The sequence below is a fragment of the Sphingopyxis sp. OPL5 genome (genome assembly GCF_003797775.2).
Lineage (GTDB): Bacteria > Pseudomonadota > Alphaproteobacteria > Sphingomonadales > Sphingomonadaceae > Sphingopyxis.
Genome location: NZ_CP060725.1, coordinates 2,490,748 through 2,517,288, shown reverse-complemented (window position 1 = coordinate 2,517,288; position 26,541 = coordinate 2,490,748). Strand labels below are relative to the sequence as shown.

33 protein-coding genes and 1 tRNA gene are annotated in these 26,541 nt (G+C 66.4%); 22 read left to right on the top strand and 12 right to left on the bottom strand.

Annotated elements, in window-relative coordinates:
* Positions 1-473 precede the first annotated feature (473 nt).
* Positions 474-547 (bottom strand) — tRNA-Gln (locus tag EEB18_RS12050).
* 159 nt (positions 548-706) lie between these two features.
* Between EEB18_RS12050 and EEB18_RS12045 the strand changes: the two genes are divergently transcribed.
* Positions 707-1,999 (top strand): FAD-dependent oxidoreductase, encoded by a 1,293-nt coding sequence (locus EEB18_RS12045; RefSeq protein WP_187139584.1) that lies wholly within the window; start codon positions 707-709, stop codon positions 1,997-1,999.
* 104 nt (positions 2,000-2,103) lie between these two features.
* Here the strand turns inward: EEB18_RS12045 and EEB18_RS12040 are convergent, their stop codons facing one another.
* The gene (locus EEB18_RS12040) at positions 2,104-2,604 is read right to left on the bottom strand and encodes a TlpA family protein disulfide reductase (RefSeq protein ID WP_187139585.1); all 501 of its coding nucleotides are present in this window, start codon (positions 2,602-2,604) and stop codon (positions 2,104-2,106) included.
* 21 nt (positions 2,605-2,625) lie between these two features.
* Between EEB18_RS12040 and EEB18_RS12035 the strand changes: the two genes are divergently transcribed.
* Entirely contained in the window at positions 2,626-3,039 is a 414-nt protein-coding gene (locus tag EEB18_RS12035) for a DoxX family protein (protein ID WP_187139586.1), read from the top strand.
* Between the two features lie 96 nt (positions 3,040-3,135).
* On the opposite strand, the gene EEB18_RS12030 is transcribed toward EEB18_RS12035, so the two are convergent.
* Positions 3,136-4,392: a dipeptidase gene (locus EEB18_RS12030; RefSeq protein WP_187139587.1), complete on the bottom strand. Its 1,257-nt coding sequence runs from the start codon at positions 4,390-4,392 to the stop codon at positions 3,136-3,138.
* Between the two features lie 134 nt (positions 4,393-4,526).
* On the opposite strand from EEB18_RS12030, the gene EEB18_RS12025 reads away from it, so the two are divergent.
* On the top strand, positions 4,527-5,702 hold the full coding sequence (locus tag EEB18_RS12025; protein WP_187139588.1) for an acyl-CoA dehydrogenase family protein: 1,176 nt from the start codon (positions 4,527-4,529) through the stop codon (positions 5,700-5,702).
* Positions 5,703-5,707: 5 nt separating this feature from the next.
* On the top strand, positions 5,708-6,247 hold the full coding sequence (locus EEB18_RS12020; RefSeq protein WP_187139589.1) for an RNA 2'-phosphotransferase: 540 nt from the start codon (positions 5,708-5,710) through the stop codon (positions 6,245-6,247).
* A 9-nt stretch (positions 6,248-6,256) separates the two neighbouring features.
* Here EEB18_RS12020 and EEB18_RS12015 read toward each other — a convergent pair whose 3' ends face one another.
* From EEB18_RS12015 to EEB18_RS12000, 4 genes are read right to left on the bottom strand one after another with little or no spacing between them, the layout of a single operon-like run.
* Positions 6,257-6,490 carry a hypothetical protein gene (locus EEB18_RS12015; protein WP_187139590.1) on the bottom strand — a complete coding sequence of 78 codons (234 nt, stop codon included), beginning with the start codon at positions 6,488-6,490 and terminating at the stop codon, positions 6,257-6,259.
* On the bottom strand, positions 6,487-6,822 hold the full coding sequence (locus EEB18_RS12010; RefSeq protein ID WP_187139591.1) for a hypothetical protein: 336 nt from the start codon (positions 6,820-6,822) through the stop codon (positions 6,487-6,489). Before EEB18_RS12010 ends, EEB18_RS12015 begins: the two co-directional genes overlap by 4 nt.
* Positions 6,809-7,657, bottom strand: coding sequence for a hypothetical protein (locus EEB18_RS12005; RefSeq protein WP_187139592.1), 849 nt, complete (start codon positions 7,655-7,657; stop codon positions 6,809-6,811). The genes EEB18_RS12010 and EEB18_RS12005 overlap by 14 nt, the downstream gene beginning before the upstream one ends.
* 11 nt (positions 7,658-7,668) lie before the next feature.
* On the bottom strand, positions 7,669-7,923 hold the full coding sequence (locus tag EEB18_RS12000; protein ID WP_187139593.1) for a hypothetical protein: 255 nt from the start codon (positions 7,921-7,923) through the stop codon (positions 7,669-7,671).
* A gap of 121 nt (positions 7,924-8,044) precedes the next feature.
* On the opposite strand from EEB18_RS12000, the gene EEB18_RS22815 reads away from it, so the two are divergent.
* The gene (locus EEB18_RS22815; RefSeq protein WP_187668993.1) at positions 8,045-8,791 is read left to right on the top strand and encodes a helix-turn-helix domain-containing protein; all 747 of its coding nucleotides are present in this window, start codon (positions 8,045-8,047) and stop codon (positions 8,789-8,791) included.
* A gap of 28 nt (positions 8,792-8,819) precedes the next feature.
* Here the strand turns inward: EEB18_RS22815 and EEB18_RS11990 are convergent, their stop codons facing one another.
* Positions 8,820-9,146: a metalloregulator ArsR/SmtB family transcription factor gene (locus EEB18_RS11990; protein WP_187139595.1), complete on the bottom strand. Its 327-nt coding sequence runs from the start codon at positions 9,144-9,146 to the stop codon at positions 8,820-8,822.
* Positions 9,147-9,235: 89 nt separating this feature from the next.
* On the opposite strand from EEB18_RS11990, the gene EEB18_RS11985 reads away from it, so the two are divergent.
* From EEB18_RS11985 to EEB18_RS11970, 4 genes are read left to right on the top strand one after another with little or no spacing between them, the layout of a single operon-like run.
* Complete coding sequence (locus EEB18_RS11985; protein WP_187139596.1) at positions 9,236-10,186, top strand: acyl-CoA desaturase; 951 nt, start codon at positions 9,236-9,238, stop codon at positions 10,184-10,186.
* Entirely contained in the window at positions 10,183-11,592 is a 1,410-nt protein-coding gene (locus EEB18_RS11980; RefSeq protein ID WP_187139597.1) for an SRPBCC family protein, read from the top strand. Before EEB18_RS11985 ends, EEB18_RS11980 begins: the two co-directional genes overlap by 4 nt.
* Entirely contained in the window at positions 11,561-12,766 is a 1,206-nt protein-coding gene (locus tag EEB18_RS11975; RefSeq protein WP_187139598.1) for a M20 family metallopeptidase, read from the top strand. The genes EEB18_RS11980 and EEB18_RS11975 overlap by 32 nt, the downstream gene beginning before the upstream one ends.
* Positions 12,763-13,008, top strand: a complete 246-nt coding sequence (locus EEB18_RS11970; RefSeq protein WP_187139599.1) for a GlsB/YeaQ/YmgE family stress response membrane protein — start codon at positions 12,763-12,765, stop codon at positions 13,006-13,008. The genes EEB18_RS11975 and EEB18_RS11970 overlap by 4 nt, the downstream gene beginning before the upstream one ends.
* 3 nt (positions 13,009-13,011) lie before the next feature.
* Here EEB18_RS11970 and EEB18_RS11965 read toward each other — a convergent pair whose 3' ends face one another.
* The 4 genes from EEB18_RS11965 to EEB18_RS11950 are packed head-to-tail and all read right to left on the bottom strand — an operon-like array spanning position 13,012 to position 16,497.
* The gene (locus tag EEB18_RS11965; RefSeq protein WP_262407911.1) at positions 13,012-13,743 is read right to left on the bottom strand and encodes an AAA family ATPase; all 732 of its coding nucleotides are present in this window, start codon (positions 13,741-13,743) and stop codon (positions 13,012-13,014) included.
* Positions 13,744-13,797: 54 nt separating this feature from the next.
* Entirely contained in the window at positions 13,798-15,384 is a 1,587-nt protein-coding gene (nadB, locus tag EEB18_RS11960) for an L-aspartate oxidase (protein ID WP_187139601.1), read from the bottom strand.
* Positions 15,381-15,581, bottom strand: coding sequence for a hypothetical protein (locus EEB18_RS11955; protein WP_187139602.1), 201 nt, complete (start codon positions 15,579-15,581; stop codon positions 15,381-15,383). The genes nadB and EEB18_RS11955 overlap by 4 nt, the downstream gene beginning before the upstream one ends.
* Positions 15,574-16,497, bottom strand: a complete 924-nt coding sequence (locus EEB18_RS11950; RefSeq protein ID WP_187139603.1) for an ABC transporter ATP-binding protein — start codon at positions 16,495-16,497, stop codon at positions 15,574-15,576. Before EEB18_RS11950 ends, EEB18_RS11955 begins: the two co-directional genes overlap by 8 nt.
* A 111-nt stretch (positions 16,498-16,608) precedes the next feature.
* Here EEB18_RS11950 and EEB18_RS11945 point away from each other — a divergent pair, with 111 nt between their 5' ends.
* The 13 genes from EEB18_RS11945 to EEB18_RS11885 all read left to right on the top strand — a co-directional run bounded on the left by EEB18_RS11945 (position 16,609) and on the right by EEB18_RS11885 (position 26,383).
* Positions 16,609-17,169, top strand: a complete 561-nt coding sequence (locus tag EEB18_RS11945; RefSeq protein WP_262407910.1) for a DUF4402 domain-containing protein — start codon at positions 16,609-16,611, stop codon at positions 17,167-17,169.
* A gap of 73 nt (positions 17,170-17,242) precedes the next feature.
* Positions 17,243-17,731, top strand: a complete 489-nt coding sequence (locus EEB18_RS11940; RefSeq protein WP_187139605.1) for a DUF4402 domain-containing protein — start codon at positions 17,243-17,245, stop codon at positions 17,729-17,731.
* A 52-nt stretch (positions 17,732-17,783) separates the two neighbouring features.
* A complete protein-coding gene (locus EEB18_RS11935; protein WP_056342597.1) occupies positions 17,784-17,981 on the top strand; it encodes a zinc-finger domain-containing protein in 198 nt (65 codons plus the stop codon).
* A 130-nt stretch (positions 17,982-18,111) separates the two neighbouring features.
* Entirely contained in the window at positions 18,112-18,660 is a 549-nt protein-coding gene (locus EEB18_RS11930; protein WP_187139606.1) for a DUF4402 domain-containing protein, read from the top strand.
* Positions 18,661-18,802: 142 nt separating this feature from the next.
* Positions 18,803-20,230 (top strand): metalloprotease TldD, encoded by a 1,428-nt coding sequence (gene tldD, locus EEB18_RS11925; RefSeq protein ID WP_187139607.1) that lies wholly within the window; start codon positions 18,803-18,805, stop codon positions 20,228-20,230.
* A 216-nt stretch (positions 20,231-20,446) separates the two neighbouring features.
* Complete coding sequence (locus EEB18_RS11920) at positions 20,447-21,673, top strand: hypothetical protein (RefSeq protein WP_187139608.1); 1,227 nt, start codon at positions 20,447-20,449, stop codon at positions 21,671-21,673.
* Positions 21,674-21,812: 139 nt separating this feature from the next.
* Positions 21,813-22,214, top strand: coding sequence for a hypothetical protein (locus tag EEB18_RS11915; RefSeq protein WP_187139609.1), 402 nt, complete (start codon positions 21,813-21,815; stop codon positions 22,212-22,214).
* A gap of 103 nt (positions 22,215-22,317) precedes the next feature.
* On the top strand, positions 22,318-22,878 hold the full coding sequence (locus EEB18_RS11910; protein WP_262407909.1) for a DUF924 family protein: 561 nt from the start codon (positions 22,318-22,320) through the stop codon (positions 22,876-22,878).
* A 34-nt stretch (positions 22,879-22,912) separates the two neighbouring features.
* On the top strand, positions 22,913-23,479 hold the full coding sequence (locus EEB18_RS11905) for a pyridoxamine 5'-phosphate oxidase family protein (RefSeq protein ID WP_187139611.1): 567 nt from the start codon (positions 22,913-22,915) through the stop codon (positions 23,477-23,479).
* Complete coding sequence (locus tag EEB18_RS11900) at positions 23,479-23,691, top strand: DUF2007 domain-containing protein (RefSeq protein ID WP_187139612.1); 213 nt, start codon at positions 23,479-23,481, stop codon at positions 23,689-23,691. The genes EEB18_RS11905 and EEB18_RS11900 overlap by 1 nt, the downstream gene beginning before the upstream one ends.
* Positions 23,692-23,742: 51 nt before the next feature.
* Positions 23,743-24,441 carry an endonuclease/exonuclease/phosphatase family protein gene (locus EEB18_RS11895; protein ID WP_056342578.1) on the top strand — a complete coding sequence of 233 codons (699 nt, stop codon included), beginning with the start codon at positions 23,743-23,745 and terminating at the stop codon, positions 24,439-24,441.
* 206 nt (positions 24,442-24,647) lie between these two features.
* A complete protein-coding gene (locus tag EEB18_RS11890; protein ID WP_003043080.1) occupies positions 24,648-24,986 on the top strand; it encodes a P-II family nitrogen regulator in 339 nt (112 codons plus the stop codon).
* 17 nt (positions 24,987-25,003) lie between these two features.
* Positions 25,004-26,383, top strand: coding sequence for an ammonium transporter (locus EEB18_RS11885; protein ID WP_056342575.1), 1,380 nt, complete (start codon positions 25,004-25,006; stop codon positions 26,381-26,383).
* Positions 26,384-26,541 lie beyond the last annotated feature (158 nt).

Below are 26,541 nucleotides of genomic sequence, written 5' to 3'. Positions count from 1 at the left end.
GACTTCTTTGAAAAAGTGACCGAGCAAAGGAAACGCGCGTCTGGAGCACGCACCGCCACCTTTAGCTATTGCCTGGACATACGTGACGGAGCCCGGTCACTCGCCCAAGTTGACTGTACGGGCGGGCGTTCATTTCCAACAGATCGATCGTGATCAGCAACCAAAACTGGAACCGAATATGGATGTAATTGGAGTACGCAGCCCAAGATCTCCGCCAGCGGGAATTGCGCGGCCCCAATACGGGCGCCCGTTGGCCCTAACGGCCGCTCGAATGCTCTCACAGCATCTGGATCCTCGTCCGCCGCTCGGCGGGCCAAGGTTGGTCAGAATTCCCGGTGAAAAGTTAGAGATTCTGACCGATTGTCCGCTATTCTTCGCCATTGTTGGCAAAGCTGTCTGAGGGAGGAGATGAGGGAGGAAGCCTTCCGGCTTCCAAAATTATCCCGCTAAATCAATTTCTTAGCGAGAAAGTCTGGATGCCCCGCGAGGATTCGAACCTCGATAGGCGGTATCAGAAACCGCAGTCTTACCATTAGACGACAGGGCAGCAGAGGCGGGCGCATTATGATTCCGCATGCCCGCTGTCAAGGCCGTTGCGGCCTGTTGATCGCTGCCCCTTGCCCTGTCGCAAATCGCCGCTAGCATCGCCGCATAACAAGACAAGGGGGCCGCTGACCCATGCGGACACCCCGAAGGAGTGGGCTGAATGCGTCATGTCGCGATCGTCGGTTCGGGTCCGGCCGGCTATTATACCGCCGAAACCTTGCAGAAAGCCGAGGACATCGCCGTCGACGTCATCGACCGCCTGCCCGTCCCCTATGGCCTGATCCGCACCGGGGTCGCCCCCGACCACCAGTCGATCAAGGCAGTGTCGCGCCGTTACGAAGGCGTCGCGCTCGCCGACAATGTCCGCTTCGTCGGCCATGTCTCGGTCGGCACCGACGTGACGATCGACGAGCTGGTCGGGCTATACGACGCGGTCGTGCTCGCGACCGGGGCGCCGAACGACCGGCCGCTCGACATTCCGGGTGCCGATCTGCCCGGGGTGATCGGCAGCGCCGCCTTCGTCGGCTGGTACAATGGCCATCCCGATTTCGCAGGCCTCGACCCGCGGCTGACCGCCGCCGGGGTCGCGGTGATCGGCAACGGCAATGTCGCATTGGACGTCGCGCGCATCCTCGCCAAGACGCCGGGTGAATTCGCGGGCAGCGACATCGTCGCCCACGCCCGCGAGACGCTGGCGGGCAGCGCGGTGCGCCATATCCATATTCTCGGCCGCCGCGGGCCGCACCAGATCGCGATGACGCCCAAGGAACTCGGCGAACTCGGCCATCTCGAACGCGCCAGCCCGCGCGTCGACCCCGCCGACCTGCCGCCCGAGGGCGACGATGCGCTGCTCGAACCCGGCATGCGCAAGTCGGTGACGCATTTGCGCAGTTTCAGCGCCAACCCCGTCGCCAAGCCGGTGACGATCGATTTCGATTTCTTCGCGATGCCGGTGGCGATCGAGGGGGACGGCAAGGTCCAGCGCGTCGTCGTCGAACGCACCAAACTCGACGCCGAACTGCGCTCGGTCGCGACCGGCGAAACCTACACGATCGAAGCAGGGCTGGTGGTCAGCTGCATCGGGTACCAGACCCCGCCGATCCCGGGCGTGCCCTATGAGCATGGTCGCGGACGCTTCGCCAACACCGACGGGCGGATCCTGCCGGGCCTTTATTGCGTCGGCTGGGCGCGGCGCGGGCCGTCGGGGACGATCGGCACCAACAAGCCCGACGGTATCCGCATCGCCGAAATGGTGATCGAGGATGTCGGGCGCGGCGGCGGCAAGGCGGGACGCGCGGGACTCGACGCCTTGCTCGCGAGCCGCGATGTCGTGCCGGTCACCTTTCGCGACTGGCGCAAGATCGAAGCCGCCGAGGTCGCCGCCGCGCTCGACGGCAACCCGCGCGAAAAATTCACCAGCGTCGAAGCGATGCTGGCGGCGATCGGACGGTAAGGATCAGCTTCTCTTTCCGCTCGTGTCGAGCGAAGTCGAGACACGCGACCGCATAAGCCGCCAAACGTATCTCGACTTCGCTCGATACGAACGGGGTGCGGAACCTAGGGCGCTTCCGCCAACAGCGGGTCGAGCGCCGCCTTGAACTCGCGGTCGGTGTAAGCACCCTTCTTGGCGTGGCGGACGATGCCCTTGCGATCGATGATATAGGTCGAGGGCACCGCATTATCGATCGACCCATAATTGCCGGTCATCCGGTTCGACAGCGGATAGGAGAGCACGTCGCTGACCTTCTTCAGCTGCGCCTTGGGAACGCTGTCCTCGGTCGTCACCCCGAACATCTCGAGCCCGCGCGCCTGATTGGCTTTGAAATAGCGATGCATCATCGGCATTTCGGCCTTGCACGGCGCGCACCAGGTCGCCCAATAGTTGATCACGACGACCTTGCCCTTCATCTCGGCCAGCGTCACCTTGCGCTTGTCGAAGGTGGTGAGGGTGAAGGCCGGGGCGGCAAAGCCCGGGGTCGGCGTCTTGCCCGGCGAGGCGCCGAGCAGCAGCAGGGCAGCGAGCGGCGCGAACAGCAGGCGGGCAGGAATGATCTTCATGGCACGACTAGACGAAAAAACATGAGCCCAGGCAAGCCCGAAAGCCCGGTCCGCACCGCGCTGCGCTGGCTGCTCGCGCTCGCTTATGCCTATGCGGGCTATCGCCACCTCGCGACCCCCGCGCCTTTTCTGGCGATCACCCCGTCCTGGGTGCCCTTTCCCGCCGACGTCGTCGCCGCGACCGGCGTCGCCGAACTCGCCGGTGCGGCGGGGCTGATGATCCCGCAGGTGCGCAAGGCGGCGGGCTGGGGCCTCGCTCTCTATGCGCTGTGCGTCTGGCCCGCGAATTTCCACCACGCGTTCGCCCATGTCGCGATCGGCGGCGAGACGCTGAGCTGGTGGTACCATGGCCCGCGTCTCGCGCTGCAGCCGGTGATCATCTGGTGGGCGCTGTGGGCGGGCGGGGTGACCGACTGGCCGTTCGCCAAGAAATGACAGTCGCCCCCGCGCAGGCGGGAGCCGCTATCGGCTTGGTCTTGCACCGCTGCGTAAACCGACAGCGGCCCCCGCCTGCGCGGGGGCGACGGGGCGTTATTTCGCGACGGGCGTCTCGATCGGCGGCTGGCCCTTCTGGCTCGCCGCATAGGCCTCGACCGCCTTCAGCACGCGCAGCATGTTGCCGCTCGAAATCTTCTCGAGCTCGGCCTGGGTATAACCGCGCCGCGCCAGTTCGGCGAACAGGCGCGGATAGCCGGTGACATCCTCCAGCCCGACCGGGGTCGCGTCCATGCCGTCATAGTCGCCGCCGATACCGATATGATCGACGCCGATCGTCTTCTTGAGATAATCGATATGGTCGGCCGCGATACCGATCGGCGTCTGCGGCGGCGGATTCGCCGCGTCCCACGCCTTGAGCGCTGCGACGGCGCCATCGGGGTTGCCGACATATTGCGCGTCGAGCCGCGCCTTTTGGGCGGTGCGCGACAGGCCATGCTCACGCAATTTGGGATCGAGGAAGGCCGCATAGAGCACGACCATCACGACGCCGCCGTTCGCCTTGACCGCGGGCAGCACCGAATCGGGGACGTTGCGGGGGTGGTCGTTGACCGCGCGCACCCCCGAATGGCTGAACATCACCGGCGCCTTCGACACCTCGAGCGCATCCTTCATCGTCGCTTCGCTGACATGGCTGAGGTCGACGATCATGCCGATGCGGTTCATTTCACGAACGACCTGCTTGCCGAAATCGGTGAGTCCGTCGTGCTGCGGCGCGTCGGTCGCGCTGTCGGCCCAGGGCGTGGTCTTGCCGTGGGTCAGCGTCATATAGCGCACGCCCATGCCGTAAAGCTGGCGCAGCACCGCGAGCGACGAGCCGATCGACTGGCCGCCCTCGGCGCCGAGCATGCCCGCGACCTTGCCCGCCTTCATCTGGCTTTTGAGTTCGGCCGAGGTCTGGGCGAAGCCGAGGTCGTTCGGATAGCGCGCGATCAGCCGCTTCGCGACGTCGATCTGTTCGATCGTCTGCTGCACCGCCTGCTGCTCGTTCGTATTCGACGGCACATAGACCGACCAGAATTGCGCGCCGACATGGCCCTTGCGCAGCCGCTGGATGTCGGTGTGCATCACGCTGCCGTCGGGCTTGGGCCTGGTGGTGTCGTTGAAGTCGAAATCGTTGATCACATTGCCGACGCTGCCCCGCAGCTCCCACGGCACGTCGTTATGCCCGTCGAAGACCGGCGCCTTCTTGAGCGCCGCCTCGGCGATCGCCTCGGGCGTTTTCTGGGCCAGGACAGGGGTGGAGAGAAGGGCGAATGCGGCAAGGCCGGCGAGCAGGTGCGACTTGTTCATAGCGCGACCCTAACCGCTTGAGGGCGCGGCGCAAGCCCGAGACGGCTCGTATAACGGGAAGGCATATGCTATGCAGTTTCGCGGTCAGGGAAACGTCGCTTGACGTTTACGTAAGCCCCGCGCAGCATCGCACCATGACAGCTTTCGACGACTGGCGCGCACGTTCGCCCTATTATGACGAAACCCATGAGGCGCTGGCGCAGAGCGTGCGGCGGTTCGTCGAGCGCGAGATCGCACCGCATATCGACCGCTGGGAGGCGGAGGGCGAACTGCCGCGCGAGCTGCACAAAAAGGCCGCCGAGGCCGGCATATTGGGCCTGCGTTATCCCGAGCAATATGGCGGGCATTCGGAAGGCTTCGACAATTTTCACGGGCTGGTGCTGACCGAGGAACTCGCTGCGGTCGGCGCGGGCGGGCTCGGCGCGTCGCTGATGACGCACGGCATCGGGCTGCCGCCGATCCTCGCGCTCGGCTCGGAGGAATTGAAACAGCGCGTCGCGCCGCCGGTGCTCGCGGGCGAGAAGATCATCGCGCTCGGTATCACCGAGGCGGGCGGCGGCAGCGACGTCGCCAATCTCAAGACCACGGCCGTGCGCGACGGCGATCACTATGTGGTCAACGGCGGCAAGATGTTCATCACCAGCGGCATGCGCGCCGACTGGCTGACCTGCGCGGTGCGCACGGGCGGGCCGGGTGCGGCGGGCATTTCGCTGCTGCTGATCGAGATGGATTCGCCGGGCGTCGAACGCACTCGGCTCGACAAGATGGGCTGGCGTTGCAGCGACACCGCCGCGATCCATTTCAGCGACGTGCGCGTACCGGCAGCGAACCTGATCGGACCCGAAAATGGCGGCTTCATCGGCATCATGCGCAATTTCAACAGCGAGCGGCTCGGCATGGCGATGGGCTGCTGCGCCTATGCGCGCGTCGCGCTCGCCGAGGCCGCCGCATGGGCGCAAAACCGCGAAACCTTCGGCAAGCCGCTCGTCGGCCACCAGTCGATCCGCATCAAGCTCGCCGACATGGAGCGCCAGATCGAGGCGACGCAGGCGTGGGTCGACCTCGCCGCCTGGCAGGTCAAGAATGGCAAGGACCGCCCCGCCGACTTCGCGATGCTCAAGGTCCAGGCGACGCGGATGCTGGAGTCGGTCGCGCGCGAGGCGGCGCAGGTGCTTGGCGGCGCGAGTTATCTCACCGGCAGCAAGGTCGAGCGCATCTACCGCGAGGTCCGCGTCAACGCGATCGGCGGGGGGAGCGAGGAAATCATGCTCGACCTGGCCGGGCGGCAGTTGTTCGGGGGCAAACGTTAGGCACCATGGACGACAAGAAAATATCGAAGTCGCTTTCCTATTGGCTGCGACACCGGCCCGACGCGGGCGGGATCGCCATCGACCCGGCGGGCTGGGCCGAGGTCGACGCGGTGATCGAGGCGCTGGCGCGCGCGGAGCTGCCGCATGCCGCTGAAGACCTGCAACGCGTCGTCGCCGAGAGCGACAAGAACCGCTTCGAAATCTCGCCCGACGGCCAGCTGATCCGCGCGCGGCAGGGGCATTCGATCCCGATCGACCTCGGTTGGCCCGTGACCGCGCCGCCCGAATTTCTGTTCCACGGCACGGTCGAGAAATATCTGCCCGCGATCATGGCCGAGGGCTTGCGGCCGATGGCGCGGCACCATGTCCATCTGTCGCCCGACGAACGCACGGCCTCGATCGTCGGCGCGCGGCGCGGGAAGCCGGTCCTGTTACGGATTTCCGCCGCCGCACTTGCCGCGGCGGGCGCCGAGTTTCGCGTTTCGAGCAACGGCGTCTGGCTGGTCGATCATGTCCCGCCGGCGTTCATCGAACGCGCAGACTGAGCGAACCCTTCAAAGCATGTCGGCGCAGCGCTGGAACCATAGCTTGGCCTCGCGCTTCACCGTCGCCTCGATGTCGGTGAAGGATGCGCCTTCGTCGAAGTCGAAATTGAACATCACCCGCGCCATGACGCCATAACCCTTGGCCTGCTCCTGCGCGACGAACGCGACCTCGCCGTTGAGCGGGTGCCCCACTTTCGGTTTGCCCACCGTCAAGGTCGACAGTTTCAGTTCGGTCGTCATCATGCGTCCCTTCCGTGCGCTACGCCGCCGCCGGCCGGCGGGGCGTCGGGTTTGACCATCTCCAGCCACGCCAGCAGCGGCGCGGTGACGGCATCGACCGCGGGCGCTTGCGCCGTGCCGCGCGACAACGCCGCCAAAGCGGCGATCTGCGCTTCCCAATGGACGACGCGGCAGCGCCACAGGTCGAGCAGCGCCCCCGGCACCGGATTGCCCTGATCGAGATAGGCCGATTGTAAATTGCCGAGCTCGGCGCGCGCTTCGGCGGCGGCGTCGCGCGACAAGGTCATGATCGCGCCGAGCAGCGCGAGCGGATCGACCATATCAGAGGTTGCCACGATCGCCCCCCGGCTTGCGCCCCTTGATCACGCCGAGGATGCCGTCGCGGATCGCGTCCACCGCATTGCGGTGCGTGACGAGCGCATAGCGATCGGCTGCATCGGCGGCACGATGCTTGGCATCGAAGCTATCGAGCGCATCCTGCGACACTTGGTCGGGGTTTTGGCGTTGCCATTCGGCGCCGATGACGATCGAGGCCATCACCGCGTCGAACAGCGCGGCGACCGCCGCGCGCGCGTCGGGCACGCAGCGGAAACCCGATATAAATTCGACCTGCCAGGTGTCGCCGGGGTTGCCGCCGCCGAAGACGACAAGCTGGATCTGGCCGACGAAACGCCCGTCGATCGACGCAAAGCCGGCGTCGCAGGCATCGATGTAGCCCGGAAAGACCCCGGCGTCGGCGGCGCCCTTGCGCGTGTCGTCAAGCAGTTTCTGATGCGGCACGACATGGGTCAGCACGAGGTCGCCGAAGCGCCGCGTCGCGAGATGCTGCGCCATCTGCGGCGCCGTCGCGAGCGGCGCCGGGAGCAGCCATTGCGCGGTCGGCCCGTCGCCGAACTTGGTGCGCCGCCCCGGCTGCAGCATCCCGTGCCACGGTGCGGGAACGAGATAGCGCTGCGGCAGGTCGGGATGCCCGCAAAAGATCAGCGCATCGTCGGGTCCGGTGGCGTCGAGGATGACATAGCGGTTCGCGGGCGGTTCGACCTGGATCGCCCCCGTCGCCTGCCATCCCTCGGGCACGAGGAAGCTCAGCTCGCCGTCCTTGGTGCGGAACGGCTGGGGTCCGGCGGGCGGCGGCGGCGGGCCGCGCGGGGTGAACAGGGGGTTGGCCATCGCCTTGCCGCCTAGTCGCGGTTCATGTCGACGCTGATCGCGCTGTTGCCGGCGAAGAAGGAATGCCCGTGCCGCGCACGCGTGCTGTTGCCCCCGACATATTGGCCATAAGCCCAATAATGGCCGTCCTTCTGCAGATTGAAGTTCGCGCTCGTGACCCCCGGCGCTTCCTGATTTCCGCCCGGACCCTCGACGAAAATCTTGTAGTTTCCGGATCCGTGAACATAGTTCGACAGATAGACATTGACGCTGATTAATTCGGTCATGATCTCGACTCCGCATTGAGGATGAGGCATTTATTGGTCGGGAACGGGGGATGAATACCCCCCGGATTCGAGAGTTGCCGGGCGATACGCGACGATGGAAAACCGTTCATTGCGCGATTGAGTGGCACTATTCGCGGAGAACGCGATGATTACGGCCGAGATACTGGACATCGTCGACCCATGGCAGGACAGGTCTCCGGCCGAGGCCAGCGACATCTTTTTCGCCGCCGCCGCGCCGCTCGGCGTGACCTATCTGCAGACCCGCGTCTATCGCCGACCGACGACCCGCCTCACCGCGAAGAGCCACTGGGCCGCGGGCGGCGTCGTTCGCCGCGTCGCGCCCGAAAGCTGGCCGGGCAGCGCCGCCTTCAACTATGTCTGTTTCGACTGCAATCCGTTGCTGCGTCCGATCATGGAGGGGCGGACACGCTACGCCTTTGGCGATTTCGCGCCGCACGGCGACCCACGCTTCGGCGCCTATTGGGACGCGCTCGGCGAGGCCGGGGTGAGCGAGGCGCTGTGCGCGACATCCTATGGGCCGAAGGGCGCGATCGCGTCGGCGCATATCGGCTTTTCCGATCGCGACGCCGACCCCGCACGGCGCTCGGTGCAACTCGCCGGGCTGCTCCTGACCGAATATCTTCTGGAAGCGACCGTCCTCGCCGACGATCCCGATCCCGATCTCACCGCACGCGAGCGCGACTGCCTCGCCTTCGTTGCCGAGGGCAAGACCGACTGGGAGATTTCGGTGATCCTGGGACTCGCCGAATCGACCGTGCGCTTCCATGTCGACAATGCGCGCCGCAAGCTCGACGCGGTCAATCGGGCGCAAGCGGCGGCAAAGCTGGTCCTGATGCGGCTGGTCTAGGCGGCGACACCCCCGTCGGTGGCCGTGGCTAGTCGCCCGCCGCTTCGCCCTTCTGCTGCTCGGCCAGCGCGCGCGATTCGGCCTTCAGCGGACGCGAAACGGGGCAAACTTCCTGAACATAGCCGTTGAGCACATTGGTCAGCGCATCGGGCACAAGCCGATAAAAGACGAACTGGCCGCGCTTTTCGCTGGCGATCAGCCCGGCGTTTTCGAGCACCGACAGATGCTGCGACACTGCGGGCTTGCTCATCTCGAAGCGCGCCGCGATGTCGCCCGCGCTGAGCTCGGCATGCGCGAGATAGGCGAGAATCCGCCGCCGCGGCGTCGACGCCAATGCCTGAAAAACCCGTTCCATTGCCTCAAAATGGGCAAGCCGATCGCCCTTGACAAGCAATAATTTATTTAAGTAATTACTTATATTCTTTGTATCAGAGGAGTCGGGCGATGCGCAGCGAACAGGACCCCCATGCGGTGAACTTCCTGATCGACGAGTCCGGCCCCGACCCGCGTGCCGGCACCGTCCGCGCCGACCTGCCGAGCATCGTCTGGAACGGCGGCATGGCGCTGGTCGCGCTCGCCGCCGGTCCCTTCTTCCTCACCCCTTCGGCGATCCTGCTCTTCTTCGCCACCACCGGCGCCGCGCTGCTGCTGGGGCACAGCGTCGGGTACCACCGGATGATGATCCACGGCAGCTTCGCCGCGCCGCGCTGGCTGACCCGCACCCTCGTCTGGTTCGGCGCCTTCGTCGGCATGGCAGGCCCCTATGGCATCGTCCGCGCCCACGACACGCGCGACTGGGCGCAGCGGCAGGCCGATTGCCACCCCTTCCTGCGCCATGGCACAAACATCGTCCGCGATGCCTGGTGGCAGATTTACTGCCGCCTCGACCTCGACGACCCGCCGCGCTTCGATTTCGGCGAACTCGACCGAGACCCTTTTTACGGCTGGCTGGAAAAGACGTGGCGCTGGCAGCAATTGCCTGTCGCGCTGCTATTCTTCGCGATCGGCGGCTGGGGCTGGGTAATCTGGGGCGTCGCCGCGCGGGTCGCGGTCGCCAATCACGGCCATTGGCTCGTCGGCCATCTCGCGCACAACCGCGGGCCGCAGCACTGGACCGTCGACGCGCATGGCGTGCAGGCGTTTGATGTGCCCTGGGCGGCGATCCCGACGATGGGCGAGGCGTGGCACAATAATCATCACGCCTATCCAGGATCGGCGCGGATCGGGCTGCATCCCGGGCAGAGCGACTGGGGTTACGCCTTCATCCGCCTGGGCGAGCGGCTCGGGCTGATGTGGGACGTCCAGACCCCCGCGACGCTTGGCGCGCGCAGCGGGCTGAGCATCGTGGCGCCCGGCGCAGCGCATGCCGCCCCGCTCGCGGGGGCCGGCGCGTGATGAAAACCCTGCTGCACCGCCTGCTCGCCGAACTGCCCGATGCCATTCGGTATGCGCTGGCCGCCGCGGCGCTGATCCTGTCGCAACACGGCCTCGTCGCGCTTGCCTTTTACGGCCACGCCGCCCCGCTGGCGTTCGACCGGATGTTCTGGCTCTTTCCGATCCGCCAGCTCGCCATGCTGCCCGGGATTTCGCCACTCGTCGCGATCGGCGGCTTCGCCTTCTGCCTCGCGATATCGACGGCGCTCGTTTTCCTGTCGCTGCGCCGCGCCGATCGGCTCAGGCGCGGTGGAGGGCTGGCGCTGCTGACGATGGTGCCGACGATCCAGATCTTCGCGGCGTTCGTCCTCACCCTGTTATGGCGCCGCCGCGCGGGATCGCCCGCGCCCGAGCGCGTCGGCAACCCTGCCCCGCCGCATCAGTTGGCGCGCGGAACCGTCGCGGGAATGGCGCTGATCGTCCTCGCGGTCGCGGTGTCCGGGGCGACGATGGGCGCCTATGGCTGGGGCCTGTTCGTGCTCACGCCCTTTCTGGTCGGGGTCATCACCGGCTATATCGTCAACCGCGGCACGTTGCGCAGCCGCGGCGAAACCCTCGTCGCGGTGGCGCTGGCGGGGCTGCTCGGCACGCTCGCCTTGCTGATGCTCGCGCTCGAGGGTCTGCTCTGCATCCTGCTGATCGCGCCGCTCGCGGCGGGACTCGCGATCGTCGGCGGCCTCATCGGACGCGGCGTCGCGAAGCCGCTTGGACCGCAGACGCCGCTTTACAGCGTTGCGGCCCTGCCCTTGGTTTTCCTGGTCGACGCCGCGATGCCGCCCGAACTGCCGATCGTCACCCGCACCAGCATCACCATCGCCGCGCCGCCCGGGGCGGTATGGGCCAGCCTGACCGCGAACCGCCCGGTCGCCGAAAGTCCCGGGCTCGTCGGCCTCGCGGGGCTGGCCTATCCCGTCGCGAGCCGCATCGCCGGCGAAGGCGAAGGCGCGCACCGAATCGGCACCTTTTCCACCGGCACCGCCGACGAGCGTATCACCGTCTGGAAACCCGGCCGCACATTGGCGTTCCGCGTCGTCCGCCAGCCGCCCGCGATGGAGGAAATGAGCCCCTACAGGAAACTCCACACCCCGCATCTGATCGGCACTTTCGACACCGGCGAGACGCGCTTCGACTTGGTGCCGCTTCCCGGCGGTCGCACCCGGCTGACCGCACGCGCCGACCATGTCCTGCGCATCGACCCCGGCCTCTATTGGGAACCCATCGCGCGCTGGGCGATCAAGCAGAATGTGACGCGGGTGCTGACCGACGTGCGGCGCGACGCCGAAAGCCGCGTAAAGGCGCCTCGACACGAGGCGGGCTTGGCGGCACACTCGCCGCATGGACAATCTTACGCACAGCTGGCCGACTGAGGCCGACACCATCCTTCCCGACCTCGTCGACCTGCGCCGCGCGATCCACCGCGAACCCGAGCTCGGCCTGCAGAACCCCAAGACGCTGGCGAAGATCAAGGATGCGCTCGCCGGGCTGCCGCTCGAGTTTCGCGAGGGGCCGTCGACCAGCGGACTGGTTGCCATTTTGCGCGGTCCCGCGAACGGGCGCACCGTGCTGCTGCGCGGCGACATGGATGCGCTGCCGTTGATCGAGGACACCGGCCTCGACTTCACCTCCGAAACCAGCGGCGCGATGCATGCCTGCGGGCACGACACCCATGTCGCGATGCTCGTCGGTGCGGCGAAACTGCTGTGCGCCGCGCGCGATCGCCTGCCGGGCACGGTGGTGTTCATGTTCCAGCCGGGCGAGGAGGGCCATCATGGCGCGCGCTTCATGCTCGATGACGGGCTGCTCGATCCGCTGCCCGACGCGGCCTTCGCGCTGCACATCATGCCCAACGCGCCGCATGGGGTGTTCGCGGGGCGCCCCGGAGCGCTGCTCGCCTCGTCCGACGTGCTGTCGATCACCGTCAAGGGCGCGGGCGGCCACGCCTCGATGCCGCATGACGCCATTGATCCCATTCCCGTCGCCTGTTCGATCGTCACCGCGATCCAGACGATGGTCACGCGCCGCGTCTCGGTGTTCGACCCCGCTGTGGTGACGATCGCCAGGATCGCCGCCGGCACGACGAACAACATCATCCCCGAGACCGCCGAGTTGCTCGGCACGATCCGCACCCTGTCGCCGCACCGCCGTGCCGCGGTCGCCGCCGACTTGCGCCGCCTCGCCCCCGCGATCGCCGAGGCGCATGGCTGCACCGCCGAGGTCGAGATCGTCGAGGGCTTTCCGGTCACCGTCTGCGACAGCCGCGCCGCAGCTTTCGGCCAAGCCGTCGTCGAGGAGACGTTCGGCGAGGCGGCGTGGATGACGATGGACCATCCGGTGATGGGCGCCGAGGATTTCGCCTATGTGCTCGAAAAGGTCCCGGGCGCGATGTTCTGGCTTGGCGCGAGCGAGCAGGGCAGCGACTGGCGGAGCTGCTGCGGGCTGCACTCGAACCGCATGGTGCTCGACGAAAAGGTCATGGCGCGCGGCGCGGCGCTGCACGCGGCGCTGGCGGAGCGGTTTCTGGAAGGAGGGTTCGAGGCATGATCAACATCATCGGCGCCATCATCACCGGCCTGCTGATCGGCGCGCTGGCGCGATTCTTCTATCCCGGCGCGGTCGAGATGGGATGGATCGCGACGATATTGCTCGGCATCGGCGGCTCCTTGCTCGCGGGACTCGTCACCTCACGCGGCCAGCGTGAATTCCATGGCGCGGGGTGTTTCGCTTCGGTGGTCGGGGCGATCGTGCTGATTTTTGTTGGGCGGTTGCTGGGGATCGGCGGCTGACGCCTATTCGATCATCGCCTCGACCGTCTCGTGCGGGTACCGGATGAACTCGTTGTAAAGGCGGTAATGCGCGGTCTCTTCCAGCGTCGTCGGCTGGACGGAGAAGCGATCGATCTGCCACAAATCGGCATCGGGCAGCGCCATCAGGATCGGCGAATGCGTCGCCATGATGACCTGGGCATTGCCGGCGCGCTGAATTCGGCGAAGTAACTTCAGGAAATCGAACTGCCGGGACGGCGAAAGCGCCGATTCGGGTTCGTCGAATATATAGATGCCTCGGCGATCGGCGCGTTCGTCGAAGAAGTTCAGAAAGCCTTCGCCGTGCGACCAGGACAGATAATCGGGCGGGGCCGCGCCGACATCATGCGCTGCTTCGTCGACGTAGCGGGCCAGCGAAAAGAAGGTTTCGGCGCGGAAAAAGAAACCCTGGCTCACCTTGGGCAGCCAGCCGCCGCGAAGAGCGTCCGCCAAGGCGCCGCCGTCGCCGCCCGAGATGCTCGAAGCGCCCACGGCCCTATGGCCATAGCCCCCACCGCCCTCGCTGAAGCCCGCCAGAACCGCGATCGCTTCGAGCAAGGTGGATTTGCCGGACCCATTCTCGCCGACCAGGATGGTCACCGGCCGCTCGAACGTCATTTCGAAAGCCGGGTCGGCGAACAGCGGAATGTTGAAAGGATAATGATCCGGGTCGATCTGCGACGCATCCGGGTCCGCTTGAGCGTCGCGCCGCGACACGCGCCGCAGATAGGGCGGCGGCAGTCTTGAAGGGGACGCCGCCCTAGCCATCGCTCACGGCACCAGCACCGTATCGACCGCCACCGGCAGCATGTCCGGATAATCGAGCGTATAATGCAGCCCGCGGCTTTCCTTGCGGTGGAGCGCGCTCTTCACGATCAGTTCGGCGCATTGCAGGAGGTTGCGCAGTTCGATCAGGTCGGTGGTGACGCGGAAATGGCCGTAATAATCCTCGACCTCGTGGGTCATCATGTTGATGCGGTGCTGCGCGCGTTCCAGCCTTTTGGTGGTGCGCACGATGCCGACATAATTCCACATGAAGCGGCGGATTTCGGTCCAGTTCTGCTTGATGATCACCTCTTCGTCACTGTCGGTGACGCGGCTTTCGTCCCATGGCCGGATCGGCGGGGGAGTCTCGAGTTGATCCCAGCGCGCGACGATGTCCTTCGCCGCGGCCTCGCCGAACACGAAACATTCGAGCAGGCTGTTCGACGCGAGGCGGTTGGCGCCGTGCAGCCCGCTTTCTGTGCATTCGCCCGCCGCGTACAACCCCGGCAGGTCGGTGCGCCCGTCGAGGTCGATTAGCACCCCGCCGCAGGTATAATGCTGCGCGGGCACCACCGGGATCGGCCCCTTCGTCATGTCGATGCCGAGCGTCAGCAGCTTTTCATAGATGTTCGGGAAATGCCCCGCGACGAAATCGGGGTCGAGGTGGCTGATGTCGAGATGGACATAGTCGAGCCCCGAGCGCTTGATCTGGTCGTCGTTGGCGCGCGCCACGACGTCGCGCGGCGCCAGTTCGGCGCGCGCGTCATAATCGGGCATATAGCGGTGGCCGGTGACCGGATGCTTGAGGATGCCGCCCTCGCCGCGCACCGCCTCGGTGATCAGGAAATTCTTGACCTCGAGATTGTAGAGGCAGGTCGGGTGGAACTGCATCATTTCCATGTTCGAGACGCGCGCGCCGGCGCGCCAGGCCATCGCGATGCCGTCGCCGGTCGCGCCTCGGGGGGCGGTCGAGAATTGGTAGACACGCCCCGCGCCGCCGCTGGCAAGGATCGTCGCGCGGCCGACATGCGCATGGACCTCACCGCTCTTTTCATCGAGCGCATAGACACCCCAGACGCGGCCCGATCCTGAGTAACGTTCCTCGTGGCGGCCGGTAATCAGGTCGATGCACGCCTGTCCGGGCAGCAGCGTGATGTTCGGATGCGCCTCGGCGGTCTTGAGCAAGGCAGCCTGCACCGCCCAGCCGGTCGCGTCGTCGACATGGACGATGCGGCGGTGCGAATGGCCACCCTCGCGCGTCAGGTGCAGCGCGTCGCTGTCCTTGTTGAAGGGCACCCCCATCTCGACGAGCCGCTCGATGGCGTGCGGCGCATTCTCTACGACGAACTCGACCGTCTCGCGCCGGTTGAGCCCGGCGCCCGCGACCATCGTGTCCTCGATATGATTTTCGAAGGTGTCGCCCGCATCGAGCACCGCGGCGATCCCGCCCTGCGCCCAAGCGGTCGAGCCGCCGGTGAGTTCGCCCTTGGCGAGCACGAGCACGCGGCAATGATCGGCGAGCGCGATCGCCGCAGTGAGCCCCGCGGCGCCGGAGCCGACGATGATGACGTCGTGGGGGGTGGTGTCGGTCAAAAATCTACCTCCGGCGGCGAATTGAGCAGTTGGTCTGTCGTCTCATCGACGTCCGAGACTTCGACCTCGATCAGGATCGTCCGCAGCGCATCGCGATTGCGACCGGCCAGCGCCTTATCAAAGCGGTCGAACAGACCGAGAGCATAGAGCCGCTCGTTGAGGGTCATGCCCGCCAGCGGCTCGCCCGTGCTAGCCATTCGCCGCGCGCGTCAGGTTGAGGAACACATCCTCGAGGTCGGCTTCGCGGGTCGAGACGTCGACGATGCCATGCCCCATCGCGTTGACTGCGGCGAGCACTTCGCCCGCGTTGGTGCGGTCCTTGTTGTAGTGGATCGCGAGGCCTCGCTCGCCTTCGCGCTCGACCTTGTCGAAGGCGGGGTGCGACGGCAGGGCGGTGACGTCGGCGTCGAGCGTCACGACGACGATCTTCTCGCGCGCCATGTCGACCAGTTCGCGGGTCGGCTTGTTGGCGATCAGCCGCCCGTGGTTAATGATCGCGATGCGGTCGCACAGCTGCTCAGCTTCCTCCAGATAGTGGGTCGTCAGCACCACGGTGACGCCGCGATCGTTGAGCGACTGGACGTAGGACCAGAGCTGCTGGCGCAGCTCGATGTCGACCCCCGCGGTCGGTTCGTCGAGCACGATGATCGGCGGCGAATGGACCATCGCCTTCGCCACCAGCAAGCGCCGCTTCATCCCTCCGGACAACGTCCGCGCATAGGCGTCGCGCTTGTCGGTCAGGTGGACCGCGGCGAGCAGTTCGTCCGAAATGCGCTTCGCCTTGGGCACGCCGTACAGCCCCGCCTGATTCTCCAGCGTCTCGAAAGGCGTGAAAAACGGGTCGAAAACGATTTCCTGCGGCACGATGCCGATCGAGTATTTGGCGTTTCTGGGATCGGCGTCGATGTCGAAGCCCCAGATGCTCGCCGACCCGGCGGTCTTGTTGACCAGTCCCGCGAGGATGTTGATCAGGGTCGACTTGCCCGCACCATTCGGCCCGAGCAGCCCGAAAATCTGCCCGCGCGGCACGTCGAAACTGACATTGTCGAGCGCTTGCTTGCCGCCGGCATAGAGTTTGGAGACGGCGTCGATGCGGATGGCGGCTTCGGTCATGGCCGCTTCCATAGCCGCGCCGCGCTGCTCGCGAAAGCCCGTGTTCCGGCAAGGAAATCTTTACCATGGCGGGTAAGCATATTTTGTCACATCGCCCTTATGAGGGGTGATGTGAGGACCAGACACATCATCTGCCCGCCGCTTCGCCGGCGCGGCCTAGCCGCCCTGACGCTCGCTTTTGCACCGTTCGCCGCTCCGTCGGCGCACGCGCAGAACAACGCGCAGGGCGAAGCCGAAGCCATCGTGCTGCGGCCCCTTTCCTTCTTCAAGGTTAACGACCTCGACTTCGGCGACATCATCGCGTCGAACGCGGCGGGGACGGTGCGTATCCTGCCCGACGGCTCCCGGACGCGGACCGGTGGCGCGACGCTGGCCGGGAATGACGGCGAACCCGCGCGTTTCACCGGGCTCGGCTCGTACAACCGCGAGGTCAATATCTCGCTCGGCGCGAACCAGATCTTCATCACCGGCCCCGGACAGCAGATGCGCGTGCGTAATTTCGAGATCGGCAGCACGCCCACCGCGATCCTGTCGACCACCCCGACGCGCTTTCGCATCGCCTCGACGCTCGGCAACTATAATTTCCCGGTCGGCGCGACGCTCGACGTCAACGCCAACCAGGCGCCGGGCGACTACAGCGGGACCTTCACCATCACCTTGAACTATCTCTGATCGCCGTATGTGGGGCGACGGCACCGGGGGACCACTGGCGCGTTTCGGGGGGAACGCGCTTGCCGGTGCCGTCATGGCGGCGTTCTGGACGATGCCGGTAGCCGCGCAGCAGACGCAGGGCCAGGCGAGCGCGCTGGTGCTCGAACCCATGTCGCTGACCAATATCGAACAGCTCGACTTCGGATCGATCATTCCGTCGGCGACGATCGGCACTGTGACCGTCGCCCCGTCCGGCGCGGTCACGACCTCGGGCGGCGTGGTCGCGGCGTCGGGCGACGCGCGCCCGGCGCGCTTCGCGGGGCAGGGCAGCGCCAACCGCGTCGTCATCAAGACCGGGTCGAACCAGATCGTCCTGACCGGCCCGGGCGAGGCGATGCGCGTCGACGATTTCGAGATCGGCGCGCTCACCGGCCTGTCGCAGATCGGCAACGGCAACAATTTTCGCATCACCGGCACCAATGGCGTCGTCGGCTTTGCGGTCGGCGGCCGACTGCGCGTCAACGCCAACCAGGCCGAGGGCGACTATAGCGGCAGCTTTTCGGTCACCTTCAACTATCAATAGCCCGCGCAGACCCGATTGCGGCGCTGCCGCGCGCTTGCTATGGGCGCCGTCGATGACCCAGAACACGCCCGAAACCATCCGCACGCCCAAGACCCGCGTCGCCTGCGACGGCACCGGCGACGGCCTCGCCAACGCCGCGCTCGGCCATCCGCGCGTCTGGCTCGAGATCGACACCGATGAGGGCTTTGCCGACTGCGGCTATTGCGACCGGCGCTTCGTGCTGATCGGCGGGATCGCCGATAAAGGGTAAGCGTCGGCGGGATCGCCGATAAGGGTTGATCCTTGGCGGCGGCGCAAGGCGTAAACGCCGCCTTTACCAAGCCAAAGCATCATCGGTTCACACCCCGCTGGCATAGTCTGTGCCAGACAGGAGCAGAATCGTGGGGATTCCAGGGACCAGCCATCGTCGGGCCGCCGCGCGCGTCCCGGCCATCGCCGCAGCGCTGATCGCGCTGGCGGCGCCTGCGCACGCCGCCGACATGCCCGGGACGACAACCGCGACGGTCGTCCGGCCGAACAGCCTCGTCAAGACCGACGATCTCGATTTCGGGACGATCATCAGCGGCGCCACCGGCGGCACCGTCAGCGTCAACGCCCTCACCGGCGCGCGCACGACCAGCGGCGGCGCCACCGCGGTCGGCAACGACGCGCAGCGCGCGCAGTTCCAGGGCACCGGCGGCATATTGCTGATCACCGTGTCGGGCAGCACGTCGGTGACGCTGGTACGGGCCGGCGGCGGCGCGACGCCTATGACCGCCACTTTGGTCCGCGCCGCGAGCACCAGCGGCGGCGGCATCGCGCTGCTCGGCGCGACCCTGCTGCCGAGCGGCGTGCAGACCTATTATATCGGCGGCACGCTCACCGTCCCCGCGAACCAGCCCGAGGGCGATTACAGCGGAACGTTTACGCTGACGGTCAATTATCTCTGAGCCTCCCGTCATTGCGAGGAGCGCAGCGAAGCAATCTCCAGCCATCGATATCGCGCAAGGCGGATAGCTGGAGATTGCTTCGCTGCGCTCGCAATGACCATGAGCATTTGCGGACCGTCGGACGCGCGCCTATATCGGCCTCATGACAAGCCCCACCGATCCCCGCCGCTTCCTCTATCGCGCCGATGCGCTCGATCCCGATCTTGCGCAGAAGCTCGCGAAGGAAGCGCTCGCCAAGGCCGATGACGGCGAACTCTACCTGCAATATCGCGCGACCGAGAGCTTCGGCTTCGACGACGGGCGGCTCAAGACCGCCGATTATTCCACCGACGCGGGTTTCGGGCTGCGCGCGGTGTCGGGCGAGATGACGGGCTTTGCCCATGCCAGCGACATCAGCGCCCCTGCGATCCGCCGCGCCGCCGAGACGCTCGCGCTGCTCGACCCCGCGAACCAGCCGCACGCCGCCGCCCCCGCGCGGACCAACCGCCATCTTTATGGCGAGGCCAATCCGCTCGACCTGATCCCCTTCGCCAAGAAGGTCGCGCTGTGCCAGCAGATCGACGCCGCCGCCCGCGCGCGCGATCCGCGCATCGCGCAGGTCTCGGTCGCGCTCGCCGGCAGCTGGTCGGTGGTCGAGATCGTCCGCGCCGACGGCTTCCTCGCGACCGACATCCGCCCGCTCGTCCGCCTCAACGTGTCGATCGTGGTCGAGGAGAATGGCCGGCGCGAGAGCGGCTATTTCGGCCTCGGCGGCCGTTACATGTACGACCATCTGTTCGAAGAGGCGCAGTGGAACCGCGCGATCGACGAGGCGCTGGCGCAGGCGCTCGTCAATCTCGAGGCGGTCGACGCCCCGGCGGGCGAGATGACCGTGCTGCTCGGTCCCGGCTGGCCCGGCGTGCTGCTCCATGAAGCGATCGGCCACGGGCTCGAGGGCGATTTCAACCGCAAGGGCACCAGCGCCTTTTCGGGCCGTATCGGTGAGCGCGTCGCGGCGGCAGGCGTCACCGTCGTCGACGACGGCAGCCTCGCCGAACGGCGCGGTTCGCTGAGCATCGACGACGAGGGCACCCCGACCAGCGAGACGGTGCTGATCGAGGATGGCATGCTCAAGGGCTATATGCAGGACCGGCTCAACGCGCGGCTGATGGGCATGGCGCCGACCGGCAACGGGCGCCGCGAAAGCTTTGCCCATGCGCCGATGCCGCGGATGACCAACACCTTCATGAAGGGCGGCAACGACGATCCCGCCGAACTGCTGAGCCGCGTCAAGAACGGCATCTTTGCCAAAAGCATGGGCGGCGGGCAGGTCGACATCGTGTCTGGCAAATTCGTGTTCAGCTGCACCGAGGCGTATAAGATCGAAAATGGCAAGCTCGGCGCCCCGATCAAGGGCGCGACGCTGATCGGCGACGGGCCGAGCGTGCTCACGAAGGTCACCGGAATCGGCAACGACATGGCGCTCGACGAGGGCATCGGTGTGTGCGGCAAGGGCGGCCAGAGCGTCCCCGCGGGCGTCGGCCAGCCGACCCTGCTGGTGAGCGGGCTGACGGTGGGCGGGACGGCTTAACGCCCCTCTCTCCGTCATTGCGAGCGAAGCGAAGCAATCCAGAGTAGGCGTACACCGCTCTGGATTGCTTCGCTTCGCTCGCAATGACGGGATTCTGTGACGCGCATCACTTGGCCTTCGCCAATCTCGCGCCTATACGCCTCTCAAACATAAAGCAGAAATTGGGTCGCATGAGCTTTTCCCCGGAGGCAGAACCTCCGGTCGCAGGGAGGAATTATGCGCAAGACTTTCCAATTCACCTCGCTCGCGGTCATCGCCGCGATGCTGACCGCGCCCGTCGCGGCGCAGCAGAAGACCACCGGTCCCAAGGAACGCTATGAGATGGACGCCGCGACGATGTCGGGCTTCGCCGCGATGGGCGGAGGCAAGGGCGGCATGGGCGGCGCGATGAGCATGATGTTCGGCGGCGGCCCCGACAGCGCGTTGGCGCGCCAGCTGGTCCTGCGCCTCGGCTCGAACGAGTTGCCGACCGCGCCGCCGCCGAAGGGCGATCATTTTTTCCTGCCGCAGGCGAAGCTTGGCAAATCGGTGCCGCTGATCGCGCCCGAGCGCAAGGACGGCACCTACCCGACCGAATTCGAACGGCCGAAGGGGCGCCTGCTGCTCTATTGGGGCTGCGGCGCCAAGGCGGGGCCGGGGCAGCCGGTGATCATCGATTTCGCCAAGGTCGCGGCGGGTCAGGTGCCGCCGAACCTCTTCTCGACCGCCGTGCCGATCGTCCGCGAAGTGTCGCCGTCGAACAGCAAATCCTATATGGAATGGCCGAACGGCAAGTCGACCAAGATGCCGTCCAAGGACAGCAGCCTGCTCGGCGCGCACCGCGTTGCGAGCAATGTCGGCAACGACATCAATTTCACCCTCGCGCAGGATTATATGCCCGCGCTGCAGGCCTCGACCGCCGACCAGGCCGACGGGTCGGTGACGATCCGCTGGAACCCGGTGACCAATGCGACGGGCTATGCCGCCTGGACGATCGGCGGCATGGGTAACGGAAGCGGCAAGAACGACGTCGGCGACATCGTCTGGTGGACGAGCAGCGCGACCAAGGAATTCGGCGGCGGGCTGTGGGACTGGCTGCCGCCGTCGGTGGTCGCCAACCTGATCACCAAGAAGATCGTGATGCCGCCATCGCAGACGACGTGCCAGATCCCCGCCGAGGTCAAGAAATCGTCGGGCGAGTTCATGATGGGCAACCTCAACGCCTTTGGCCCCGAGGCGAACTTCTCCTATCCGCCCAAGCCCGCGACGGGGGTGTGGAACATCGACTGGACCGCGAAGGTGCGCTTCCGCTCGTACACGATGCTGATGGTCGGCGCCGATTTCGGCGGCATGAGCGGCGGCGGCGCGTCGAGCGGGAGCAGCAGCGGCGAGGCCGCACCGCCCGCCAAGAAAAAGAAATGCAAGGGCCCGCTGGGCATTCCGCTGCCCGACGGCGCCTGCTGAACGCACGCGCGTGACCTGGCCGGTCCCTCCCGCAGGCGCGAGGGAGCGGCCAGGTCACCATGCCTGAGTCAGTTGTCGTTCAGACGAGATGCCCTATATCGGCGGCAGAGGGTGTGTGTTGAATGACAGGAGTCGAACCATGCGTCCGTTTATCGCCACTATCATCGCCGCCGCCGCGGTGGCCGCCGCGCCCGCCGCATCGGCGAAGGAAAAGCTGACCGGCGAGCAGCAGCTCGAAAAATTGCTCGACGGCCGCGTCGCGGGCGAACCGCAAAACTGCATCCAGCTGACCGGATCGAACAGCACCACGATCATCGACGGCACCGCGATCGTCTATCGCATCGGTAGCACCCTTTGGGTCAACCGGCCGAAGGGCGGCGCCGAATCGCTCGACGACGACGATATTCTCGTCACCAAATTGACCGGCAGCCAGCTGTGCAGCATCGACACCGTCCAGCTGCGCGACCGCACCAGCCAGATGTACAGCGGCTTCGTGTCGCTCGGCGAGTTCGTGCCGTACCGCCGTCCCAAGGCCGAATAGCGCCAAAAAGCCCCGTCATTGCGAGGAGCCGAAGGCGACGAAGCAATCCAGGGTTGCGTAAACGGCTCTGGATTGCTTCGCTTCGCTCGCAATGACGGATGAAATGAAAGCCCCCGCCCCGCCCGCCGACTGGCCGGCGCAACTCCTGACCTTCTGGTTCGACGCGCATGGCATGGACGACTGGTATGGCGGCGGGCCGGATTTCGACACCGACATCCGCGCGCTGGCCGGCGACTGGCACGAAGCGCTGCGCGCGCTGCCGGCCGCCAGCTTCCTGACCGACCCCGACACCGCGCTGGCCGCGGCGATCCTGTTCGATCAGGTGCCGCGCAATATCTTTCGCGGATCCGCCGATGCCTTTGCTACCGACGATCTCGCCCGCGCGATCGCGCGCGGCATCGTCGCGCACGGCTGGGACAAGGCCTGGCCCGACGCGCGGCGCCAGTTCGCCTATCTCCCCTATCAGCACAGCGAGGACCTCGCCGACCAGCGCGAATCCTTGCGCCTGTTCGGCCAGCTCGCAGATCCGATGTTCCAGGACTATGCGCAGAAGCATTTCGCCATCGTCGACCGCTTCGGCCGCTTCCCGCATCGCAACGCGGTGCTCGGCCGCACGACACGCCCCGAGGAGCAGGCGGCGGTGGAGGAAGGCAAAAATTGGTGATAAGCCCGCCACACCGATCTTGCGGAGCCCCGACATGGCCGATTTCACCGACAGCCTGACCGACAAGCATATCGCTTTCATCGAGAAGCAACCGGTCTTCTTCACCGCGACCGCCGCCGCCGATGCGCGGATCAACCTGTCGCCCAAGGGCTATGCCGACAGCTTCCGGGTGCTGTCCGAAAGCCGGGTCGCCTATCTCGACCTCGGCGGATCGGGCAACGAGACGCACGCGCATCTCGCCGCCGACGGGCGCATCACCATCATGTTCTGCGCCTTCGACCGCAGCGCGCTGATCCTGCGCATCTATGGCCGCGGCCGCGCGGTGCTGCCGCAGGACGATGAATGGGAGACGATCGCCAGCCCTTTCACCCTGATCCCCGGCACCCGCCAGATCTTCGTGATCGACGTCGACAGCGTGCAGACCAGTTGCGGCTGGGGCGTGCCGATGATGGAATTGCAGCACGAACGCGACACGCTGCAGAAATATCACCGCCAGGCCGACCCGGTGCTGTGGGTCGAGAAATTCCAGGAACGCACCAGGAGCATCGACGGCCTGCCGACCCGCCCGACCGACCGTTTCATCACCGGCGACCCGGCCTGATGGCGCTCGTCGAGCTGGTACGCCTGCCGAACGGGGTCGAGGCCGAATTGCTGCGTGGCCGGCTCGAAAGCGCCGGCGTCCATGCCGTGTGTTTCGACGCCGGCATGAATATCGCCGAAAGCGTCGGCCTGCTCATCCCGGTGCGGGTGATGGTGCTCGACGACGATCTGGTCGAGGCGCAGGCCTTGATGGCGGAGTTCGGCGCCGGTTGAACGCAACCTAAGCCTTGCTCAGACGTCCATAATCCTGTGAAAATGCCCGCCATGATCAAGGTCGCCAGTTACAATATGCGCAAGGGCATCGGTCTCGACCGGCGCCGCGATCCGGGGCGGGTGCTGTCGGTGCTGCGCGAACTCGACGCCGATATCGTCGCACTGCAGGAGGCCGACCGCCGCTTCGGGACCCGCGCCAGCGCGATCCCGCCGCATATGTTCGAAGAGCATAGCGACTATGTGCCGGTCGACCTGCTCGGCGGGCGTCCCTATGCCATCGGCTGGCACGGCAATGCGCTGCTGGTGCGCAAGGGCGCCGAAGTCGAGGAGAGCCACGCACTCCATCTGCCGACGCTCGAACCGCGCGGCGCGGTCGCGGCGACGGTGCGCATCGGCGATACGCGGCTGCGCGTCGTCGGCATGCATCTCGACATTTCGGGGCTGCGGCGGCGGCAACAGGCGCGCGCAATCCTCCATCACCTCGCGGCGGGCGAGGACCTGCCGACGATCCTGATGGGCGACTGCAACGAATGGCGCAACCAGGGCGGCTGCCTCCATGATTTCGGCGAACGCCATCGGCTCGTCGACACCGGCCACAGCTTCCACAGCCGCCGCCCGGTGGCGAAACTCGACCGCATCTTCGCCTCGCCCGACCTGCAGGCGGTCGACGCCGGGGTGCATCGCAGCGCGCTCGCGGCGCGCGCGTCGGACCATCTGCCGATCTGGGCGCGCTTCGAGCGGGCGGGATAGCCTGGGAAAGCCCCTCCCCTAAGGGGCGGGCGGGTTACGTCCCTGCCCATAATTTAGGCATCGCGCTGCCTCGCCTGCCCATTCCACTGACTCAATCGATCGCCTGCGCGCGCCAATTCGTCACAAAATGTTAACTCAACCCCCGCCCGCGCAATTTGGCACGGCTGTTGCAGTGCAACATCTGCCAATAATCACAAGGGGGCGTCATGAAGCTGATCCTGGCTATCATCAAACCGTTCAAGCTCGATGAGGTGCGCGAAGCCCTCACCGGCTTGGGCATTGCCGGAATGACCGTGACCGAAGTCAAAGGCTTCGGTCGTCAGAAAGGCCAGACCGAAATCTACCGCGGCGCGGAATATGCCACCAACATGGTGCCGAAGGTGAAGATCGAGCTCGTCTGCGACGACGCGCTCGCACCGCGGGTCGTCGAAACGCTGCAGCAAAGCGCCGGAACCGGGTCGATCGGCGATGGCAAGATTTTCGTCCTCGACGTCGGTCAGGCCGTGCGCATCCGCACCGGCGAGACCGGCGAGGCGGCTCTGTAATGATAAAGGGGGAAGCAATGACGTTCGCAAACAAATTTGCGGCGACCGCCGGGGCTGCGGGCCTCGCACTGTTCGCCGCGCTGCCCGTGTGGGCGCAGGAAGCGGCAGCCGCCGCCGCGGCGCCCGCCGCCGAAGCGGCACCCGCAGTCGCCAACCCGGGCAATAACGCCTGGATGATGACCGCCACCGTCCTCGTCCTGCTGATGATCCTGCCGGGCCTCGCGCTCTTCTACGGCGGCCTGACGCGCACCAAGAACATGCTGTCGACGATGACGCAGGTCGGCGCCGCCGCCTGTCTCGCGATGCTGATCTGGGTCAGCTACGGCTATGGCCTCGCCTTCGGGCCCGAGGGCAACGCCTTTATCAGCTGGGGCAAATTCTTCCTGTCGGGCGTCACCGCCGACTCGACCGGCGCGACCTTCACCGACGAAGTGATCAGCGAATATGTGTTCATCTCGTTCCAGATGACCTTCGCCGCGATCACCCTCGCGCTGGTCCTCGGCTCGGTCGTCGAGCGCCTCAAATTCTCGGCCATGCTCGTGTTCGGCGCGATCTGGCTGACCATCGTCTATTTCCCGATCGCACACATGGTGTGGGCGGGCGGCGGCCTGTTCTTCGAAGGCGGCATGTTCGGCACCGACACGCCGGCCGCGCTCGACTTCGCCGGCGGCACCGTGGTCCACATCAACGCCGGCGTCTCGGCGCTGGTCGCCGCGATCATCCTCGGCAAGCGCATCGGCTACCAGAAGGAAATCATGGCGCCGCACTCGCTGACCATGACGATGATCGGCACCGGCCTGCTGTGGGTGGGCTGGTTCGGCTTCAACGCCGGCTCGGCACTCGAAGCCAATGGCTCGGCGGGCCTCGCGATGATCAACACGATGGTCGCCACCGCCGCCGCCGCGCTCGTCTGGATGCTCGCCGAAAAGGTCAGCGGCCACAAGCCTTCGGCGCTCGGCTTCTGCTCGGGCGTCATCGCCGGCCTCGTCGCGATCACCCCGGCCGCCGGCAACGCCGGTCCGTTCGGTGCGATCCTGCTCGGCGCGGTCGCCTCGGTCGTCTGCTACTTCGCGGTGACCAAGCTCAAGGCCAAGCTCGGCTATGACGACTCGCTCGACGCCTTCGGCATCCACGGCATCGGCGGCATGGTCGGCGCGATCGGCACCGCCTTCACCATGCTGGTCGCGCTCGGCGGCCCGGCGGGCGAAGACTATGCCCTCGGCCCGCAGATCACGACGCAGGTCATGGCGGTTGTCACCACCATCATCTGGTCGACCATCGGCACCGCGATCGCGATCTACATCGCCAAGGCGCTGACCGGCCTGCGCGTCAGCGAAGAGGTGGAGCGCGAAGGCCTCGACCTCGGCGAACATGGCGAGCGTGCCTATAATTATTGACGAGACTGGACACCCGCCGCCGCTCTCTCCTCTTTAAAAAAGGCGGCGGGGTCCAACCCAGGTTCCTCCTGCGAACCACTGGCCGGGGCTTGTCCCCGGCCTTTTTTTTCGATGGCGGCCGGGGCGGCCGCGGGCCCGGACCAGGTCTCCGGCTTTTT

Coding starts and splice junctions, on each gene's coding strand:
- EEB18_RS12025 (WP_187139588.1), top strand. CDS start 4,527: ATGACAGCTTTCGACGACTGGCGCGCACGTTCGCCCTATTATGACGAA.
- EEB18_RS12045 (WP_187139584.1), top strand. CDS start 707: ATGCGTCATGTCGCGATCGTCGGTTCGGGTCCGGCCGGCTATTATACC.
- EEB18_RS11910 (WP_262407909.1), top strand. CDS start 22,318: ATGAAAGCCCCCGCCCCGCCCGCCGACTGGCCGGCGCAACTCCTGACC.
- EEB18_RS12005 (WP_187139592.1), bottom strand. CDS start 7,657: ATGGCCAACCCCCTGTTCACCCCGCGCGGCCCGCCGCCGCCGCCCGCC.
- EEB18_RS12040 (WP_187139585.1), bottom strand. CDS start 2,604: ATGAAGATCATTCCTGCCCGCCTGCTGTTCGCGCCGCTCGCTGCCCTG.
- EEB18_RS11895 (WP_056342578.1), top strand. CDS start 23,743: ATGATCAAGGTCGCCAGTTACAATATGCGCAAGGGCATCGGTCTCGAC.
- EEB18_RS11915 (WP_187139609.1), top strand. CDS start 21,813: ATGCGTCCGTTTATCGCCACTATCATCGCCGCCGCCGCGGTGGCCGCC.
- EEB18_RS11950 (WP_187139603.1), bottom strand. CDS start 16,497: ATGACCGAAGCCGCCATCCGCATCGACGCCGTCTCCAAACTCTATGCC.
- EEB18_RS12030 (WP_187139587.1), bottom strand. CDS start 4,392: ATGAACAAGTCGCACCTGCTCGCCGGCCTTGCCGCATTCGCCCTTCTC.
- EEB18_RS11955 (WP_187139602.1), bottom strand. CDS start 15,581: ATGGCTAGCACGGGCGAGCCGCTGGCGGGCATGACCCTCAACGAGCGG.
- EEB18_RS11885 (WP_056342575.1), top strand. CDS start 25,004: ATGACGTTCGCAAACAAATTTGCGGCGACCGCCGGGGCTGCGGGCCTC.
- EEB18_RS11905 (WP_187139611.1), top strand. CDS start 22,913: ATGGCCGATTTCACCGACAGCCTGACCGACAAGCATATCGCTTTCATC.
- EEB18_RS11890 (WP_003043080.1), top strand. CDS start 24,648: ATGAAGCTGATCCTGGCTATCATCAAACCGTTCAAGCTCGATGAGGTG.
- EEB18_RS11940 (WP_187139605.1), top strand. CDS start 17,243: ATGGCGGCGTTCTGGACGATGCCGGTAGCCGCGCAGCAGACGCAGGGC.
- EEB18_RS11990 (WP_187139595.1), bottom strand. CDS start 9,146: ATGGAACGGGTTTTTCAGGCATTGGCGTCGACGCCGCGGCGGCGGATT.
- EEB18_RS12020 (WP_187139589.1), top strand. CDS start 5,708: ATGGACGACAAGAAAATATCGAAGTCGCTTTCCTATTGGCTGCGACAC.
- EEB18_RS11920 (WP_187139608.1), top strand. CDS start 20,447: ATGCGCAAGACTTTCCAATTCACCTCGCTCGCGGTCATCGCCGCGATG.
- tldD (WP_187139607.1), top strand. CDS start 18,803: ATGACAAGCCCCACCGATCCCCGCCGCTTCCTCTATCGCGCCGATGCG.
- EEB18_RS11970 (WP_187139599.1), top strand. CDS start 12,763: ATGATCAACATCATCGGCGCCATCATCACCGGCCTGCTGATCGGCGCG.
- EEB18_RS11975 (WP_187139598.1), top strand. CDS start 11,561: ATGGACAATCTTACGCACAGCTGGCCGACTGAGGCCGACACCATCCTT.
- EEB18_RS11935 (WP_056342597.1), top strand. CDS start 17,784: ATGACCCAGAACACGCCCGAAACCATCCGCACGCCCAAGACCCGCGTC.
- EEB18_RS11985 (WP_187139596.1), top strand. CDS start 9,236: ATGCGCAGCGAACAGGACCCCCATGCGGTGAACTTCCTGATCGACGAG.
- EEB18_RS12000 (WP_187139593.1), bottom strand. CDS start 7,923: ATGACCGAATTAATCAGCGTCAATGTCTATCTGTCGAACTATGTTCAC.
- EEB18_RS12015 (WP_187139590.1), bottom strand. CDS start 6,490: ATGATGACGACCGAACTGAAACTGTCGACCTTGACGGTGGGCAAACCG.
- EEB18_RS12035 (WP_187139586.1), top strand. CDS start 2,626: ATGAGCCCAGGCAAGCCCGAAAGCCCGGTCCGCACCGCGCTGCGCTGG.
- EEB18_RS11900 (WP_187139612.1), top strand. CDS start 23,479: ATGGCGCTCGTCGAGCTGGTACGCCTGCCGAACGGGGTCGAGGCCGAA.